This window comes from Massilia sp. PAMC28688 (genome assembly GCF_019443445.1).
Taxonomy (GTDB): Bacteria; Pseudomonadota; Gammaproteobacteria; order Burkholderiales; family Burkholderiaceae_D; genus Telluria_A.
Map to the genome: position 1 here is coordinate 4,904,925 of NZ_CP080378.1, position 18,330 is coordinate 4,923,254.

Genomic DNA, 18,330 nt, shown 5'->3' on the forward strand with positions numbered 1-18,330 from the left:
CCGCCGTCCTTTCAGACGTGAGGCAGGGCGTCCCCAGGTAAGGGCCGCACTCCTTCACCACACAGCCGCCGCATCTACGCCGCCTCGCCTTGACCACAAGAGCTTCGCGGTTTGTGGCCCGCTCGCCCTGCTCGGCAGCGCCTTCTATGCGATTCTTGTCCATCGGCTCATGATTTACGATTCACGCTTCCTCCCCACGGTCGATTACTCTTCCGCAGTTGCGCTTCACTTCGCTCGCTGTGGTCAGCTCGCGGCGGGACTTTCACCCACAGGAGTGCGCCCATGCTGGGCGCACAACAAAAAAAAGGGGCGCTCCATCGAGCGCCCCTTTTCTTATGCTGAAGGCAGCTTAGCCATCAATTCTTTTTTCGCGGGCCACGAAGTACAGCAGCAGGGCAATCGCCGCGTACGGGATCAGGGTCAGCAAATCCGAGCTCGCACCGTCATAGAACGGATTATAGGCAGTGGACCAGTTGCTCATCATGGTGTCGAAGTCGGTCATCACGCCCGCCGTGATCGCAATGATGATACCGGCCAGTGCCCCACCTGCAATGTAACCGGAAGAGAGCAGCACACCGGAGCTGCGGTCGCCTGCGGCCTGCGCCTGTTCGCGGTCAAGGGTCGCGTACTGTGGCAGCTTGCGGTTGCGGCCATCGACCATCCAGCGGATTGCACCGCCAATGGCAATCGGCGCGGTCGACACCAGCGGCAGATACACACCCACCGAAAACGCCAGCGCCTGCACGCCCGCCATTTCCAGCACCACTGCGATCATCACGCCAAGCAGCACCAGCGTCCACGGCAACTGCTGGTCGAGGATGCCCTTGATGATGTAGGACATCAGCACCGCCTTGGGCGCGTCATACTTCTTCACCTCGGTGCCATCGGGCCGCTTGGTGTGGGTGCCGTTGATGCCCGGGTCCACCAGGTAGGCCAGGGAACCGTCATCGGCCACCAGGTACTTGCCGGCCGGGCCACCGACCGTATCGGTCTTCTGCCACACCTTGTAGGTCTTGCTGTCGGTCTCCGCCTGCGGACCTTGCAGCTGCGCGGTGGCAGTGAGCTTGCTGGCGTCAACCGTCAGACCCGGCGCCACCTGCGCTGCCGGCACGTACACCGTGCTCGCATCATTGAGCTTGAGCAGGATGGGGCCAAGCATGAGAGCCGAGGCCAGCGCGCCGCACAGGATCGCATACTGCTGCATGCGCGGCGTGGCACCCACCAGGTAGCCGGTCTTGAGGTCTTGCGAGGTGGTGCCGGCATTGCTGGCGGCGATGCAGACGATGGCACCCACCGACAGCGCCGTGACGTAGTACTGGCCGCCGGTCCAGCCCATGACCAGGAAGATCAGGCAGGTAAACAGCAGCGTGGCCACCGCCATGCCGGAAATGGGATTGGACGAGGAACCGATTTCACCGGTCAGGCGCGAGGACACGGTCGCAAACAGGAAGCCGAACACCAAAATCAGCAGCGCGCCCAAGAGGTTCATATGCAGCGGCGTGGCAAAGGTGATGACGGCGATAATGGCCAGGCAGCCCATGACCACCCATTTCATGGGGATATCCTGGTCGGTGCGCAGCGATGTCTCGGCAGCGGCACCGGCGTTCCTGCTCATGCCGGCCAGGCCCTTGCGCAGGCCATTCCAGATCATGGGCATGGCCCGCGCCAGGCTGATCAGGCCACCGGCGGCAACCGCACCGGCGCCGATGTACAGCACATAGGCGTTGCGAATATCGTTGGCGCTCATGTCGCGAATGAGCGTGGTGCCAGGCGACAGCGGCACGGTCAGCAAATCACCGAAAAAACTGATCATCGGGATCAGGAGCAGGTACGACAGCACGCCACCGGCGGCCATGGTAAAGGCAATGCGCGGGCCGATGATGTAGCCCACGCCCAGCAGCTCGGGCGAGACTTCCGCGCCCACCGAGGCAGACTTGAGCGGCGCGCCGAACTCGAAATTGGTGGTGTCCTTCCAGCCCTTGAGCGAGATGTTGGCCACCTTGTACAGCAGGCCCACGGTAAAGCCGCCGAAAATGATCATGGCGCGGCGCTTGGCGTCGCGCGCGGCGGCGGAACCTTCTTCGCGGCTTTCGCCGGCAGCGTCGCGCGAGGTCTCGGTGGCAGCGGCCTTGAGCACTTCGGCGCAGGCAGTGCCCTCCGGGTACTTCAGTTCCCTGTGCTGCTCCACGATCATGGCGCGGCGCATGGGGATCATCATCAGGATGCCGAGCAGGCCACCGAGCACACCCACCAGCATCACCCGCGAAATCTCCAGGTCAAAGCCCAGGATCAGGATGGCCGGCATGGTTACGCCAAGGCCGAAGGCAATCGACTCGCCGGCCGAACCGGCCGTTTGCGTGATACTGTTTTCAAGGATGGTCGAATCCCTGCCGCCCATCTTCTTGGCCAGGCCAAACAGGGTGATGGCGATGACCGCCACCGGAATCGATGCGCTCACCGTCAGGCCAACCTTGAGCACCAGGTACAGCGAGGAAGCGCCGAACACCATGCCAAGCAAGATGCCCATGATCAGGGCGCGCGGAGTCATTTCTGGCAGGTTCGCCGATGCCGGGATGTAGGGCTTGAAGCCCGGCGGCGTGGAATCGTGTGGCATGAATGCAGTTCCTGAGGTCGGGCAGGCGTCAATACGGCGCGCGCCTGGTGAATAAAAGGTAAGCCAAAATCGTTGGATTATAATCGTCCACACACTGCCGTCAACAACAGAGCGGCGTGATTTGAACGAGTACCCATTTGACAACATCAGGAAGATTCTCCTTGCGCTGGCCGTCGCGCCGCACTCTATTGGTCAGCGCGCTCGCCATTGGCGCCGCCGGCCTGGTGGCGCTGCTCAGCATCCTTGCCTATTTTTTTCTGGTGGTCTCGCCCAATGTGCCCCCCATCGACCGCGTAGTTGATTACCAGCCCAAGATCCCGCTGCGCATTTATACGGCCGATAATGTCCTGATTGGCGAGTTTGGCGAAGAGCACCGCGACTTCGTCCCCATCGCCAGGGTCCCGGACTTGATGAAAAAGGCGGTGCTGGCGATCGAAGACACGCGCTTTTATGAGCATGGCGGCGTTGACTGGCTGCGCGCCCTTGGCGCGGCCCGCGCCAACCTGCGAGGGGGCTACCGCCAGGGCGGCTCCACCATTACCATGCAGGTGGCCCGCAATTTTTTCCTCACGCGCGACAAGACGCTGCCACGCAAGGCCAACGAAATCGCCCTCGCCTACAAGATTGAAGAGGCGCTTTCCAAGGACAAGATCCTCGAGCTGTACCTGAACCAGATCTTCATGGGACGCCGCTCATATGGTTTTGGCAGCGCTGCCCAGGCTTACTTTGGCAAGGAGCTCGACAAACTGTCGATTGCCCAGATGGCGATGCTGGCCGGTGTGCCGCAGGACCCGGTGCGCCACAACCCGGCCGTGAACCCCCGCCGTGCCAAGCAGCGCCAGGAATCGGTGTTGCGGCGCATGCGCGACGTTGGCTACATCACCGCGGCGCAGTACCAGACTGCCGTGGCTGAACCCATCGTCATTTCCTCGGCGCGCCAGGAGTTTGACACCCACGCCGAATACGTGGCCGAAATCGTGCGCCAGGCGGTGGTGGCCGAGTTCAAGGAGGAAGCCTATACCCGCGGCCTGTCAGTCATTACCACGATTACCAGTGCCGGGCAAAATGCGGCCTACCAGGCGGTGCGCCGCAACGTGCTGGACTACGACCAGCGTCACGGCTATCGCGGTCCCGAGGGCTTCATGGACCTGCCGCCGGAAGACGATGCCGCCAGCGGCGAAGAACGCGATGAGGCCATCGACGAAGCACTGCGCGCCCTGCCCGCCAGCGATGGGCTGGTGCCGGCGGTGGTCACCTATGCTTCGCCCAAGCTGGTCAACGTGGAAAACATCGATGGCGACAATATCGCCATCTCCGGCGCCGGCCTGCGCTTTGCGGCCCGTGCGCTGGCGCCGAATGCAAGGGAGCAGCTCAAGCTTCGGCGCGGCGCCATCGTGCGCATCACACGCATCAACAAGAAGGATTGGGCCATCGTGCAAGTGCCCAAGGTGGCCGCCGCCTTTGTCGCCATCGATGCCCGCACCGGCGCCTACGGTGCGCTGGTCGGCGGCTTCGACTTCAACCTGCAGAAGTTCAACCACGTCACCCAGGCGTGGCGCCAGCCTGGTTCGAGCATCAAGCCCTTCGTCTATTCCGCGGCACTGGAGCGCGCCTACCTGCCGGCCACCCGCATCCTTGACGAACGGCTCGACATGCCGCACGAGAATGCAGGCGCCACCTGGTCGCCACAAAACGATGATGGCAAATACGAAGGCCAGGTCAGCATGCGCTACGCGCTGACCCATTCCAAGAACGTGCCCACCATTCGCCTGCTGCGCGCAGTCGGCATCGACTATGCCCACGGCTACCTGGAGCGCTTCGGCTTTGACCCGGCCAGGCATCCGCAAAACCTCACCATGGCACTTGGCACCGGCAGCGTCACACCCTTGCAGCTGGCGGCCGGCTACGCGGTGTTTGCCAACGGGGGCTACCAGATCAAGCCCTACCTGATCGCCTTTGTCAAGGATGTACACGGCAAGGTGATTGCCCAGACCAGGGCGGAACCACCATCGGAAGAAGCGCGCGTGATCGATCCGCGCAACGCCTTTATCATGGACTCGATGCTGCGCGATGTGACGCGCCACGGCACGGCGGCGGCAGCGTCCAAACGGCTCAACCGGACCGACCTGGCCGGCAAGACCGGCACCACCAACGACGCCGTCGATGGCTGGTTTGCCGGTTACGGCGCAGACGTGGTGGCGGTGGCGTGGATGGGATATGACGAGCCGCGCTCGCTGGGCGGCAAGGAGTTTGGCGCCACGCTCGCCATGCCGATCTGGATTGACTACATGCGCGTGGCATTGGCCGGAACGCCATTGCGCGAGCGCGCGCCGCCTCCCGGCCTGGTGCGCGAAAACGAAGACTGGCTGTATGGCGAATACGCCGGGACCGGGCAGTTCTCCGGCATCGATGTAGAGATCGCCCCGCCGGCGCAACCGGTCATGGATGGGATCCCGGAGGCGGATGTCCCTGAGGACATACGCTAGCGCCTGTAACCATCAGTTAATGCCAACTCATCTACCAACTATCTAAGATTGGCAACGCGCCTAGCCTAAAAACAAATACATATAACACGCAAGCAACACATATTAACAATTGTACACATGAATGTGCTAGCATATTGGCACTAGTTAGCGATCAGTTAACAGACCAACCTGGCCTGGAGTTCGTGTGTACCTTTGGAAGCAGCTTTCACCGTCCGAAACGCAGTACTTCGATCTTGGCCATGCCTACGGCCTGACCGACACCGGCCTGGTTCGCCCATCCAACGAAGACAATTTCTTCATTGATAGCGCACTGGGGCTGATGGCGGTGGCCGACGGCATGGGTGGCCACGAGGCTGGTGAAGTGGCCAGCGCCGATGCACTGACTGCATTTACCTACTACCTGCGCGCGACCTCCGAGCACTTGCAGGGCAGCGTGTTCCTGGACCATGCGGGCGAAACCGAGCGCCGTGAAATCACGCAGGCGGCCCTGGCCACTGTCCATCACGCCATCGAGTTCGCCAACCAGCGGGTGTACCAGACCAATCGCGACAACCGCCAGGCAGACGGTGGCGGCATGGGCACCACCCTGACCGGCATCTGGCAGCCGCATCCAGGCGCGCCATTGCTGGCCTTTCACGTGGGCGACACCCGCCTGTACCGCTTGCGCCGGGGCGAGCTGACCCAGCTCACGCGCGACCAGACCAAGTACCAGCAGCTGTTTGACGCCGGCGTGCGCCGCAATCTGCCTGGCCGCAACCTCTTGCTGCAAGCCCTCGGTCCTTCAGGCGTGGTCACCCCCGAAGTGCAGGTGCACGATACGGCGCCGGGCGACCAATATCTGCTATGCAGCGACGGCCTGCATGGCGTCTGCTCGACCGAACAGATTGCGGCCTTGCTGCAGGAGTCGGACGACGTGGCGCACACCTGCGCCCGCCTGGTGGACGCCGCCAAGCGCAACGGCAGCCGCGACAACATCACGGTACTGTTGCTGCGCTGCGCCTCGCGCCACTAGCGGCCGTAGCCAGGCTCCCTGCGCACGCCGCGCTGACAGGCGGCATCGAAAGCGCCGAGCAGTTCAAACACATGGCCAAAGCGCGCTTCCCGGTCCGGCGCCAGCGCACGCGCCACCAGTGCATCAAAATTGTTGCCCAGACCGGGCGCCAATGCCGACGGCGCCACCGGCCGCGCGCCCTGCGGCATGGTGCGCGTCAATATCTGGTACAGCACCACACCGGCGGAATAGATGTCGGCCCTGGTATCGAGCACGTCGCCCAGATGCTGCTCGGGCGAGGCATACGGCGAGCGACCACCTTCCTGTGACGCTGCCTGTCCCACACGGCGCGCGAAACGGAAATTGGCCAGCCGCAGCTCGCCCTGCACTTCCAGCAGCAGGCTGGCCGGACGAATGTCCCCGTGCACAATAGCGTTGCCGTGTACGTGCAGCAAGGCGAGCAGCAATTGGCGGAAGTTTGCCAGCGTCAGCTGGCCGGTGCCCCCGGCATACCCCATCGCGATCCACATGTAAGCGCTGGACTGGGCCAATTCGTGTAGCCGGACAATGTTGGGATGATCAAAGCCCGCAGCGATTTGCGTTTCGTGCAGCAACAGGCTGCATGCCGCGCGGTCACTGACCGGGGCCAGGCGCAGGGCCACCTGGCGTCCCGCACTGACCGCCAGCCAGACACGGCTGCCTGCGCCGCCAAGCTGCGACTGCAAGGTGTAAGGGCCGACAAGGTCAGATGGCTTCATGAAACAAGGAAAAGTTTTCCGAAGCCTCATCATACCGGAGTCGCGCGGCAGCGCTGGCCACTGCCCATGAGGCCAGGGCAACAGGGCCGCACCGGGTCCGGGCCATCCTGTAGAATCGGCCATCCTCATTTACCGGAGCAGACCCGATGGGTTTTCAGATCGAACACAAGCTGGTCATTGGCGTGGCGTCGAGCGCCCTGTTCGATCTGACGGCATCGCACCAGGTGTACCTGGACAGCGGACCGGACGAATACCGCAAATACCAGGAAGCCAATGTCGAGATCATCCTGGGCAAGGGCGTGGCCTTCCCCTTCATTCGGCGCTTCCTCAACATCAATAAATGCTTTCCGCGCCAGAACCCGGTGGAAGTGGTGCTGTTTTCACGCAATTCGCCGGAGACGGGCTTGCGCGTGATGCGCTCGATTGCCCATTACGGCCTCGATATTACCCGCGCCGCTTTCATGACGGGCAAGTCGCCCTACACCTACCTGCCCGCCTTTAATGCCGCCCTGTTCCTGTCGGCCAATGAGGAAGACGTCAAGGCTGCCATTGCCGCCAACTACCCGGCCGGCCTGGTGCTGCCATCGAGGATCGATGACGATGACGAGGATATCGAGCTGCGCGTGGCGTTCGACTTTGACGGCGTGCTGGCCGACGACGAGTCCGAGACCATCTTCAAGCGCAATAATGACCTGAACGAATTCCACGCCCACGAAACGCGGCACGTGGCCGTGCCCCACCAGCCAGGCCCGCTGGCCGGGATGTTCCAGAAGCTCGCCCTCATGCAGCGCATGGAAGAACGGGCCCAGAAGCGCGACCCGGGCTACCGCAAGATTCTGCGTATCGCCATCATCACGGCCCGTAACGCGCCTTCCCACGAGCGCGTCGTCACCACCCTCAAGAGCTGGGGGGTGTCGGCCAACGAGACCTTCTTTTTGGGCGGGATGAACAAGTCGCGCGTGCTGTCGGTGTTCAAGCCGCATATCTTCTTCGACGACCAGCTGACCCACCTGACGGCGGCGCCGGGCGGCACCATCCCCATGGTCCATGTACCGTTCGGGATCGCGAACCGGCACCCTGCGCCCTGAACGCGGCGCAGGTATAATCGGCAATCGACCCATTGCCCCATCACCGCTGCATGCCTTTTGATTTAAACAAGTCCCTTCCCAAGCCCGGCCAGCGCTTTGTGCTGCCAACGCTGTATGGTTCGTCCGACGCCTACGCACTGGCGGTGGCAGCGCTCGCACTCAAGGCCGGCAAGCAGATGCTGGTGGTGGTGGTGGCAAACGCCAGCGACGGCCAGCGCCTGCTCGACGAAATTCCGTGGTTCGCGCAGAACCAGCTCGCGTGCCACCTGCTGCCGGACTGGGAAACGCTGCCCTACGATGCCTTTTCGCCGCACCAGGACCTGGTATCCGAACGCCTGGCCACGCTGCACGAAGTACAAAATGGCCGCTGCGACGTGCTCATTGTCCCGGCCACGACAACCCTGGTGCGCCTGGCGCCACCATCGTTTTTGGCCAGCTACACCTTCTTTTTCAAGCAGGGCGAAAAGCTCGACGAGGCCAGGCTCAAGGCGCAGCTGACGCTGGCCGGCTACACCCACAATTCGCAGGTCATGTCGCCGGGCGAATACTCGGTGCGCGGTGGCCTGATTGACCTGTTCCCCATGGGTTCGGCCCTGCCCTACCGGCTGGACCTGTTTGGCGACGAAATCGAAACCATCCGCACCTTTGACGCCGACACCCAGCGTTCGCTGTACCCGGTGCGCGAAGTGCGCCTGCTGCCGGGCCGCGAATTCCCCATGGATGAAGAGGCGCGCAAGACCTTCCGCAACCGCTGGCGCGAACGCTTTGAAGGCGATCCATCGCGCTCGGTGGTGTACAAGGATATCAAGAGCGGCATCGCCTCGGCCGGCATCGAATACTACCTGCCGCTGTTTTTCGAGCAGACCGCCACCCTGTTCGACTACCTGCCGCAGGGTGCCAGCCTGGCCCTGGTGGGCGACATTGACGCGGCCATCAAACGCTTCTGGGTCGATACCGAATCGCGCTACCGCTTCCTCAAGACCGACCGCGACCGGCCGATCCTGACGCCGGACGAGATTTTCCTCAGTGACGAGAACTTCTTCACCCTGGCCAAACCTTATGCGCGCTGGAGCATCGCCCGCGACGCGGACCTGCAGCCTTCGGACCTGTCGGCGCCCATTCCCAACATCGCCGTCAATCGCCGCGTTGAAGACCCCTTGACCAACCTGCGCGCTTTCCTGCTGCAGTCAGACAAGCGCGTGATGATCTGCGCCGAGTCCAACGGCCGCCGCGAAACGCTGCAGCAGTACTTCAACGAATACGGCCTCGATACGGTGCCGGTCGAAGGCTTTGAAGGCTTTCGCGCTTCTGCCGCCCGCCTGGCGCTGGGCGTGGCCCCGCTGCAGGCCGGCTTCGAGCTGACCGAGGCCGCCGCCAACGACCTGGTATTCATTACCGAGACCGAGCTGTATGCAGGCTCGGGACGGCGCGCCGGAAAAAAGAAGCAGGAAGGCGTCACCCAGGTCGAGTCGATGGTGCGCGACCTGTCCGAGCTCAAGATCGGCGACCCGGTGGTGCACATCAATCATGGCATCGGGCGCTACATGGGCCTGATCAGCATGGACCTGGGCGAAGGCGAAACGGAATTTCTGCACCTGGAGTATGCCAAGGACACCAAGCTGTATGTGCCGGTCTCGCAGCTGCACGTCATCTCGCGCTATTCCGGCGCCTCGCCCGAGGATGCGCCGCTGCACAGCCTGGGCTCGGGCCAGTGGGAAAAAGCCAAGCGCAAGGCGGCCGAACAGGTGCGCGACACCGCCGCCGAACTGCTCAACCTGTACGCCCGGCGCGCGCTGCGCAAGGGCCACAGCTTTGAATACTCGGCCCACGACTACCAGAATTTCGCGGACAGCTTCGGGTTTGAAGAAACACCCGACCAGGCCGAGGCCATCAACAACGTCATCAAGGATATGACCTCGGGCAAGCCGATGGACCGGCTGGTGTGCGGCGATGTGGGCTTTGGCAAGACCGAAGTGGCCCTGCGCGCCGCGTTCATTGCCGTCATGGGCGGCAAGCAGGTCGCCATCCTGGCCCCCACCACGCTGCTGGCCGAGCAGCATGCCCAGACCTTTGCCGACCGCTTTGCCGACTGGCCGGTGCGCATTGCCGAACTGTCGCGTTTCAGGACCGGCAAGGAGATCAACACCGCCATCAAGGGCATGGCCGACGGCACGCTTGATATCGTGATCGGTACCCACAAGCTGCTCTCGCCCGACGTGCAGTTCACCCGCCTTGGCCTGGTCATCATCGACGAGGAACACCGCTTCGGCGTGCGCCAGAAGGAAGCGCTCAAGGCCCTGCGCGCCGAGGTCGATGTGCTCACGCTCACCGCCACCCCCATCCCGCGCACCCTCGGCATGGCGCTCGAAGGCCTGCGCGACTTTTCGATCATTGCCACGGCGCCGCAGAAGCGCCTGGCGATCAAGACCTTCGTGCGCAGCGAGGATGGCTCCGTCATCCGCGAAGCCTGCCTGCGCGAACTCAAGCGCGGCGGCCAGATCTATTTCCTGCACAACGAAGTGGAAACCATCCAGAACCGCTTCGCCATGCTCAGCGAACTGCTGCCGGAGGCGCGTATCGGCGTGGCCCACGGCCAGATGCACGAGCGCGACCTCGAAAAGGTGATGCGCGACTTCGTGGCGCAGCGCTTCAACATCCTGCTGTGCACCACCATTATCGAGACCGGCATCGACGTGCCGACCGCGAACACCATCATCATGCACCGCGCCGACAAGTTCGGCCTGGCGCAGCTGCACCAGCTGCGCGGCCGGGTGGGACGCTCGCACCACCAGGCGTACGCCTATTTACTGGTCAACGATGTGACCGGCCTGTCCAAGCAGGCGCAGCGCCGGCTCGATGCGATCCAGCAGATGGAAGAACTGGGCAGCGGCTTTTTCCTGGCCATGCACGACCTGGAGATCCGCGGTGCCGGCGAAGTACTGGGCGAGAATCAGTCCGGCGAAATGCTGGAAGTGGGCTTTCAGCTCTATTCCGACATGCTCAATGAAGCGGTGCGTTCGCTCAAGGCGGGCAAGGAGCCCGACCTTGCCGCGCCGCTGGCCACGACCACCGAAATCAACCTGCACGTGCCGGCCCTGCTGCCGGCCGACTTCTGCGGCGACGTGCATGAGCGCCTGTCCATCTACAAGCGCATGGCCAACTGCGCCACCCAGGACAAGATCGACGACATGCAGGAAGAGCTGATCGACCGCTTCGGCAAGCTGCCGGACCCGGTGCAGGCCCTGATTGAAACGCACCGCCTGCGGGTGGCGGCCAAGGCAGTGGGCATCATCAAGATCGACGCCCACAGCGAGGCGGCCAACCTGCAATTCATGGTCAATCCGCCCATCGATTCCATGCGCATCATCACGCTGATCCAGAAAAGCCGCCATATCAAGCTGGCCGGCCAGGACAAGCTCAAGATCACCGCCAGCATGCCGGACCTGGCATCGCGCGTGCTGCAGGTAAAGCAAACCATCAAACAACTGCTGGCATGACGGCCGGCCCATTGAACATGAATATGAACCTGGTCTTGCAGGGTCCTGACGCGACACCTGAGCTGTTGGCACGGATCGCCGCACTGGCGGCGCCTGAACGGGTGGTCGGCATCGGCGAGCACGCAGTACGCTGCGAAAACGTGGCCTATTCGGAGGCCCTGCACCGCACACTGTTCCTGGCGGCGGAATCGGCGCGGCTGGACGCCACGTTCATTACACCGGGACGCAGCCTGGCAGACTTTCGCCTGGTCGCCATGGACATGGACTCGACCCTCATCACCATTGAGTGCATTGACGAAATCGCCGACATGCAGGGCCTGAAAGCCCAGGTCTCGGAAATCACCGAGGCGGCCATGCGCGGCGAACTTGATTTTTCCGGAAGCCTGCGCCGGCGCGTGGCCCTGCTCAAGGGACTCGACGCCAGTGCGCTGGAGCGCGTCTACACCGAGCGGCTGGCCATTTCCATGGGTGGCGAGGCAATGCTGGCCGCGGTCAAGGCTGCCGGGCTGAAAACGCTGCTGGTCTCGGGCGGGTTCACCTACTTTACCGACCGCTTGCGCGAACGTCTGGGCATCGACTACAGTCACGCCAATACGCTCGAAGTCGTGGACGGCAAGCTGACCGGCCAGGTGGCAGGCACCATTGTCAATGCCGAGGAAAAGCAGGCCACGGTGGAACGCGTGTGTCACGAGATGGGGATCAGCCCGCGCCAGGCCATCGTCATGGGCGACGGCGCCAACGACCTGAAAATGATGGGCATTGCCGGCCTGTCGGTAGCCTTCCGGGCCAAGCCGGTGGTGCGGGCGCAGGCATCGGTGGCCCTCAATTTCAGTGGCCTCGATGGCCTGCTGGCGGTGCTGGCCTGACGGCTTAGCCGATGCGCTTGCCCATGCGGGTGAGCGCCACCACCACCCCGCCCGACAGCGGCAAGCTAATCCGTTCGAGCGCACTGAAGCCATGCCGGATGTAGAGTGGCTCGCCGGGCATGGTCGACACCAGTTCCAGAGACGTGAACCCGGCCTGGCGCGCCATTTGCGTGCAGTGTTCGAGCAGCATGGAACCGAGCCCTTTGCGGGCCATGGCAGGGTCGACAAAAAAAGCCCGGATGCGCGCCGGCTCGCTGGCCGGATCGAGCAGCCGGTCATTGCCGCTCTTGGCATGGTCGCCGCCGAAATCGGTGGCGCGCCGGCTCCAGCCGCCGCAGGCCACCATCACGCCCTCGTCTTCAATGACAAAGTAGGTGCCATCGGCCACCAGCGCACTGTCAACGCCGAAGATTTCGCGCGTGATGGCCCGGGCCTGCTCCTCGGTGTAGAAGCCTGCCGCCAGGCCGGTGCCGGACCTGCGGATCAGGGCGTTCATGGCGTCTTTTTCCGCAAGACGGGCGGCGCGCAGGATAAACATGATGCAGCTTTCTGACCAATCACATGAATATGCGGACGTTAAAAAAGGGCGCCGCAGCGCCCTTCTCTGTACCAGCTTTGAAACTTAAGCTTGCTTGCGCTTGCGGCTGACTACGCCTGCGCCCAGCATGGCCAGGCCCAGCAGTGCCAGCGAACCTGGCTCTGGTACTTCCGATGCCAGCTTGAACTGACCGTTGTTGCTTACAAAGAAGTGGCTACCTGCAACGTTACGGTAAGTACCGCCAGCGCAGCCAGGACCGGCGTAAGCTGCGTACTGGCATGCAACTTCGTTCACCAGACGGCTGGTTGGCGAGCCCACGGTGTTGGCGTTGGTGAATGCAAACGACAGGATGTCTTCGTTGGCCAGGTCAGCGCCATTGCCGCGGAAGAAGTAACCTGCCGTCAGGCCGCCCGGGGTGCTGGCGCGGGCGTTAACACTGATCTGGCCATTGTTGGTTGGGCTGCCCGAACCATCAACGTTGCCGCCGCCGCCGGCGATCACGTCGAAGTTGGCAATCACGGTACCGAGGTTGGCGCCGTAGATACCGGCGGTGGTGCCGTACTGGCCATTGGTCGGGTTGTGGTACATGGTGATCTTGCCGCCGGTGAAGGTGAAGGCGCCGGAGAAGTTACCCGTGCCATAAGCTTCAAACGTTGCGGAAATGTTGCCGCCAGCGTAGTTGATCGGGAAGTACTGGCCATTGCTGTCAGCCTGGACGATGTTGAACACGGCGTGCTCGACGAAGTTGAAGGTCGAGGCGCTGGTTGGGGTCAGCTGGATGAAAGCATTGCCGTTAATGTCGAGGTATTCATTGATGACCTGGCCGGCGGCAAAGCCGGTGCCGGTTGGGTTGAATACCCAGTCGTTCATGACGACGTTAGCGTTGGCAACGCCTGCGAAGGAGTAGGCGGCGATGGCAGCAACGGCAAATTTCGATGCAAATTTCATTGGGAAGTCCTAAATATTGGTATTAATTAACCTAGCATGCGTCAATGCAGGATATAAAGCATTAATCATGCCAGGCAAGCGACACCCTTATAGATCAATGACATACGTCAACACCAATAGTTTTCTGACAATGTAGTGTAAAGAATTTCGACGTTTTCCACGACGATGGCGGCGCCCCAGGATTTGAATTGGACTACAATCAATTGCAACCTGTCGGGAGAATTGCCATGAAATTACTGACGCTCGCTTTCTGTCTTGCTCTTGCGGGATGTGCTGCCACACCGCCCGGCAGTCATACCAGTCATGCGCCACGCGATCCTAGGCAGTGGCGCGTGGTGTCGGTCACGCCAGTGCCGGCCGGGACGGCCGCACGTGTGGCGGCTACCTCTCCCGATGGCAAGGCAGTGGAGTATTCCTACAATCCTGCTCCCTTCCATCCGCCGCCGGCGGTGTACACGCCCCGCCCCGTGTACAGCCCGGGGCCATACTATCCGGAGCCGGCCTATTACTGGCCGCCCGTGCACCTGAGCCTGGGATTTGTGTTCGGGCACCACTGGAGCCGCGGCCGCATGCGCGGTGGCTGGCGGCGCTGATGCCGGTCAGCCGCCGCGGTGTGCGGCGGACAGGGAGGCGATGCTCAGCGCATTGGCAAGCGACGCGCCGGAAGCCGTATTGTCAAAGATAAGCCAGACCGTGCGGCCGGCTGCCACATGGTCGTCCAGATCGCGCGCCAGCTGCGCCAGGTAGTCGTCCGGATAGGACGAGTAATAAATGCGCGGCGAACCATGCAGGCGCACATACATGGTGGAGGTGGTTGGCACATGGGGCCCGTCCTGTCCCTTGGCCGGGTCGGCAATCACGCGCACCACCGCGCACTCCGTCAGCAGCGCCGTCGCCTGCGCACCGAACCAGCTCGGATGGCGCGCTTCGCAGGCGATCGTGCAGCCAAAACTGTCTTGCAGGCGTGCGAAAAACGGCGCCGCTACCATGGCATCGAATTCCAGCTTGGGCGGCAGTTGCACCAGCACGCACCCCAGCTTGTGGCCCAGCGCCCCTGCCTCGGCAGCGAACTGGTCCAGGGGCGTGCCGATATCGACCAGGCGCGCGTCGTGCGTGATCGTACGCGGCAGCTTGACCGAAAAGCGGAAGTCGTCAGGGACGCTGGCCGCCCAGCGCTCGTAAGTACGCACCTGGTGCGGCCGGTAAAAGCTGGAGTTGATCTCCACCGCCGGAAATACCCTGGCGTAGCGCTCCAGGTGGCTGCCATCTGTCTCAAAGGCGTGCGCGGTGTCGCGCGTGATGGTCCAGCCGGCGCAGCCGGTCAGCAGGCGGGCCGGCGCGCCGGCGCCGGGGGAAGCGGTATTGGTCATGCGAGGCAGTGTAGCAGCGACAGGCGCGCTACCGGAACACACCAGACGCCGCCACGGTCTTACAATATCGCTGTTGTTCCACCTTACGTGACCACCTACGCGGAGACCCGGATGTCCGACCCTGTCCATATTGTGTGCCCCCATTGCGACGCCGTGAACCGGCTGGCACCTGCGCGCCTCGCCGACCAGCCGGTGTGCGGCAAGTGCACGCGCGAGCTGTTCATGTCCAAACCCATCGACGTGACCAGCGCGCGCTTTTCCAAGCATATCGAACGCAATGACATTCCCGTGCTGGTCGATTTCTGGGCCGTGTGGTGCGGGCCTTGCAAGATGATGGCGCCGGCCTTTGCCCAGGCGGCGCAGCGGCTCGAACCGCGCATGCGGCTCCTGAAGGTCGATACGGAAAACGTGCAGGATATCGCCGCGCGCTACAACATCCGCAGCATCCCGACGCTGGCACTGTTCCAGGGCGGGCGCGAAGTGGCGCGCCAGCCAGGCGCCATGGATGCGGGCAGCATCGTGGCCTGGGCCGAGGGGAATGTGCGACCCTAAGGGGCCAGCACCGCCAGCGCCTGTTCGATGTCGGCGATCAGGTCGTCCGGCTCTTCCAGGCCGATATTGAAACGCACCAGCGTGCCGGCGCCTTCCCAGCCGCGCCGCATGGTGCCGATCCGGTACGGCATGGCCAGGCTGTGCGCACCGCCCCAGCTGTAGCCGATGCCAAACAGCGCCAGACTGTCGACAAAGGCATCGGTCTGCTGCTCGCTGTAGCGAGCGTCGAAAATCACCGAGAACAGGCCGCCGGCGCCATGAAAGTCACGCTTCCAGGTCTCGTGGCCCGGACAATCGGGCAGCGCCGGGTGCAGCACGCGCGCCACTTCCGGGCGCGCCTTGAGCCACAGGGCGATCCTGCGGGCCGCCGCATCATGGGCGGCGAAGCGCAGCTTCATGCTCGACAGGCCGCGCAGCACCAGGTAGGCATCGTCAGCCCCCACGCCCATCCCCAGGCGCATGTGGGCCATGGCCAGGCGCTCATTGAGGGACTGCTCGCGCGTGATGACGGCGCCCATCAGCACGTCCGAGCCGCCGGACTGGTACTTGGTCAGGGCCTGCATGATGATATCGACGCCATGCGCAAATCCGCGCAGGGCCAGGCCCGCCGACCAGGTGTTATCCAGCGCCACCAGCACGCCTTGTTCCCTGGCGGCCTGGCAGATGGCCGGCAGGTCCGGCACTTCCATCGACACCGAGCCGGGCGCCTCGGTCCAGATCAGGCGCGTGTTGGGCTGGATCAGGGCCCCGATGCCGGCCCCGATCATGGGGTCGTAGTAGCGCGCGCTGATGCCGAAGTCGCTGCTCAGCCAGCGGCCCAGTTCACGGTTGGGCGCGTAGACGTTCTCCGGCAAGAGCACGTCGTCGCCGCTTTTCAGGAAAGCGAAATTAACCATGGCAATGGCAGCCAGGCCGCTGGGTGCGAGCAGACAGAAACGGCCGTCTTCAAGCGCGGCCAGTTTCGCTTCCAGGGTAAAGGTGGTGGGCGTGCCGTGCAGGCCGTAGGTGTAGCCGCTCTTGTCCTTCCAGTCGCCCGAGCGCATGGCCGCCACGCTCTCGAACAGCACCGTGGAGGCATGATGGATCGGCACCGGAAAGGCCGCAAACCCCGCCGGCGGCGTGTAGTCGCCGTGAATGAGGTTAGTTTGCGGCGATGGCTTCATGACTCAGACGACCGTGGCCCACAGGTCGTGGGCGTCGGAGGCGGTGATCTTCACTTCTGCGAATTCGCCCACCGCCAGCTTCTTGCCCGGCACCAGCGAGCGCTTGATGTGGACCACGCCGTCGATCTCGGGCGCATCGGCCCACGAACGGCCAATGGCTTCACGCGCGCCCACTTCGTCCACCAGCACGCGCATGCTCTGACCGACCTTGGCCTGCAGGCGCTTTGCCGAGATTTCTTCCTGCAGCATCATCACGCGCGCGCGCCGCTCTTCGCGCACTTCTTCCGGCACCGGGTTGTCAAGCAGGTTGGCGGTGGCCCCTTCGACGGGCGAATAGGCAAAGCATCCCAGGCGGTCGATCTGCGCTTCCTTGAGGAAGTCCAGCAGGTATTCGAACTCGGCTTCGGTCTCGCCCGGGAAGCCGGCGATGAAGGTCGAGCGGATCGTCAGGTCCGGGTTCATGGCGCGCCAGGCCTGGATGCGGTCCAGGTTTTTCTCGCCACTGGCCGGGCGCTTCATGCGCTTGAGGACATCGGGATGGGCGTGCTGCATGGGGATGTCGAGGTAAGGCAGGACATGGCCGCCGCTCATCATCGGGATCACCTGGTCCACGTGCGGGTATGGATACACATAGTGCAGGCGCACCCACGCGCCGTACTGCGCTGCCAGCTGGCCCAGGGCCTCGACCAGTTGCGTCATGTGGGTCTTGACCGGGCGCCCGTTCCAGAAACCGGAGCGGAACTTGACGTCCACGCCGTAGGCGCTGGTGTCCTGCGAAATGACGAGCAGCTCCTTGACGCCGGACTTGAACAGGTTTTCCGCTTCCAGCATCAGGTCTGCGATCGGGCGCGATACCAGGTCGCCGCGCATGGACGGGATGATGCAGAAGCTGCAGCGGTGATTGCAGCCTTCAGAGATCTTGAGATAGGCATAGTGCTTGGGCGTGAGCTTGACGCCCTGCGCCGGCACCAGGTCAATGAAGGGTTCGTGCGGCTTGGGCAGGTGCAGGTGGACCGAGTCCATGACCTCGCCCAGCGCGTGCGGACCGGTCACGGCCAGCACCTTGGGATGCACCTTCATGATGATGTCGTCGCCCTGCGCATCCTTCTTGGCGCCCAGGCAACCGGTCACGATCACGCGGCCGTTTTCGGCCAGGGCCTCGCCGATGGCGTCGAGCGACTCCTGCACCGCGGCGTCAATGAAGCCGCACGTGTTGACGATCACCAGGTCAGCCCCTTCATACGACTTGGCCGTGTCGTAGCCTTCGGCGCGCAGCTGGGTCAGGATCTGTTCGGAATCGACCAGCGCCTTGGGGCAGCCTAGCGAAACGAAGCCTACCTTGGGAGCGGCGGCATTGATGGGGATACGGCGGAGTTCGGTCATGATGGGGGCACAAATCTAGGGCGGAATCCGCTATTGTACCGCGTCGGAGGTGGTAATTGGTGGCAACAGATGCCAC

The 18,330-nt window shown here is 63.3% G+C and carries 14 protein-coding genes; 7 read left to right on the forward strand and 7 right to left on the reverse strand.

The window, feature by feature from the left end:
• Positions 1–349: 349 nt before the first annotated feature.
• The gene (locus KY495_RS21840; protein ID WP_219881381.1) at positions 350–2,614 is read right to left on the reverse strand and encodes an OPT family oligopeptide transporter; all 2,265 of its coding nucleotides are present in this window, start codon (positions 2,612–2,614) and stop codon (positions 350–352) included.
• Between the two features lie 161 nt (positions 2,615–2,775).
• On the opposite strand from KY495_RS21840, the gene KY495_RS21845 reads away from it, so the two are divergent.
• Both KY495_RS21845 and KY495_RS21850 read left to right on the forward strand, forming a co-directional pair.
• The gene (locus KY495_RS21845) at positions 2,776–5,100 is read left to right on the forward strand and encodes a penicillin-binding protein 1A (protein WP_219881382.1); all 2,325 of its coding nucleotides are present in this window, start codon (positions 2,776–2,778) and stop codon (positions 5,098–5,100) included.
• 184 nt (positions 5,101–5,284) lie between these two features.
• The gene (locus tag KY495_RS21850; RefSeq protein ID WP_219881383.1) at positions 5,285–6,112 is read left to right on the forward strand and encodes a PP2C family serine/threonine-protein phosphatase; all 828 of its coding nucleotides are present in this window, start codon (positions 5,285–5,287) and stop codon (positions 6,110–6,112) included.
• On the opposite strand, the gene KY495_RS21855 is transcribed toward KY495_RS21850, so the two are convergent.
• Positions 6,109–6,849 (reverse strand): serine/threonine-protein kinase, encoded by a 741-nt coding sequence (locus KY495_RS21855; protein ID WP_219881384.1) that lies wholly within the window; start codon positions 6,847–6,849, stop codon positions 6,109–6,111. The genes KY495_RS21850 and KY495_RS21855 overlap by 4 nt on opposite strands.
• A 146-nt stretch (positions 6,850–6,995) precedes the next feature.
• Between KY495_RS21855 and KY495_RS21860 the strand changes: the two genes are divergently transcribed.
• The 3 genes from KY495_RS21860 to serB are packed head-to-tail and all read left to right on the forward strand — an operon-like array spanning position 6,996 to position 12,300.
• The gene (locus KY495_RS21860; protein ID WP_219881385.1) at positions 6,996–7,937 is read left to right on the forward strand and encodes a 5'-nucleotidase; all 942 of its coding nucleotides are present in this window, start codon (positions 6,996–6,998) and stop codon (positions 7,935–7,937) included.
• A gap of 50 nt (positions 7,938–7,987) precedes the next feature.
• A complete protein-coding gene (mfd, locus tag KY495_RS21865; protein ID WP_219881386.1) occupies positions 7,988–11,434 on the forward strand; it encodes a transcription-repair coupling factor in 3,447 nt (1,148 codons plus the stop codon).
• Between the two features lie 23 nt (positions 11,435–11,457).
• A complete protein-coding gene (gene serB / locus KY495_RS21870) occupies positions 11,458–12,300 on the forward strand; it encodes a phosphoserine phosphatase SerB (RefSeq protein WP_219884375.1) in 843 nt (280 codons plus the stop codon).
• Between the two features lie 4 nt (positions 12,301–12,304).
• Here serB and KY495_RS21875 read toward each other — a convergent pair whose 3' ends face one another.
• A complete protein-coding gene (locus tag KY495_RS21875; protein WP_219881387.1) occupies positions 12,305–12,838 on the reverse strand; it encodes a GNAT family N-acetyltransferase in 534 nt (177 codons plus the stop codon).
• Between the two features lie 84 nt (positions 12,839–12,922).
• Complete coding sequence (gene pepA / locus KY495_RS21880; RefSeq protein ID WP_219881388.1) at positions 12,923–13,786, reverse strand: flocculation-associated PEP-CTERM protein PepA; 864 nt, start codon at positions 13,784–13,786, stop codon at positions 12,923–12,925.
• Between the two features lie 227 nt (positions 13,787–14,013).
• On the opposite strand from pepA, the gene KY495_RS21885 reads away from it, so the two are divergent.
• Positions 14,014–14,379, forward strand: a complete 366-nt coding sequence (locus KY495_RS21885) for a DUF3300 domain-containing protein (protein WP_219881389.1) — start codon at positions 14,014–14,016, stop codon at positions 14,377–14,379.
• 6 nt (positions 14,380–14,385) lie between these two features.
• On the opposite strand, the gene KY495_RS21890 is transcribed toward KY495_RS21885, so the two are convergent.
• The gene (locus tag KY495_RS21890; protein ID WP_219881390.1) at positions 14,386–15,156 is read right to left on the reverse strand and encodes a DUF72 domain-containing protein; all 771 of its coding nucleotides are present in this window, start codon (positions 15,154–15,156) and stop codon (positions 14,386–14,388) included.
• Between the two features lie 111 nt (positions 15,157–15,267).
• Between KY495_RS21890 and trxC the strand changes: the two genes are divergently transcribed.
• Positions 15,268–15,708 (forward strand): thioredoxin TrxC, encoded by a 441-nt coding sequence (gene trxC, locus KY495_RS21895; protein ID WP_219881391.1) that lies wholly within the window; start codon positions 15,268–15,270, stop codon positions 15,706–15,708.
• On the opposite strand, the gene KY495_RS21900 is transcribed toward trxC, so the two are convergent.
• Both KY495_RS21900 and rimO read right to left on the reverse strand, forming a co-directional pair.
• Complete coding sequence (locus tag KY495_RS21900) at positions 15,705–16,871, reverse strand: cystathionine beta-lyase (RefSeq protein WP_219881392.1); 1,167 nt, start codon at positions 16,869–16,871, stop codon at positions 15,705–15,707. The two genes, trxC and KY495_RS21900, sit on opposite strands and share 4 nt — an antisense overlap.
• 3 nt (positions 16,872–16,874) lie before the next feature.
• Positions 16,875–18,254, reverse strand: a complete 1,380-nt coding sequence (gene rimO / locus KY495_RS21905; protein ID WP_219881393.1) for a 30S ribosomal protein S12 methylthiotransferase RimO — start codon at positions 18,252–18,254, stop codon at positions 16,875–16,877.
• Positions 18,255–18,330 lie beyond the last annotated feature (76 nt).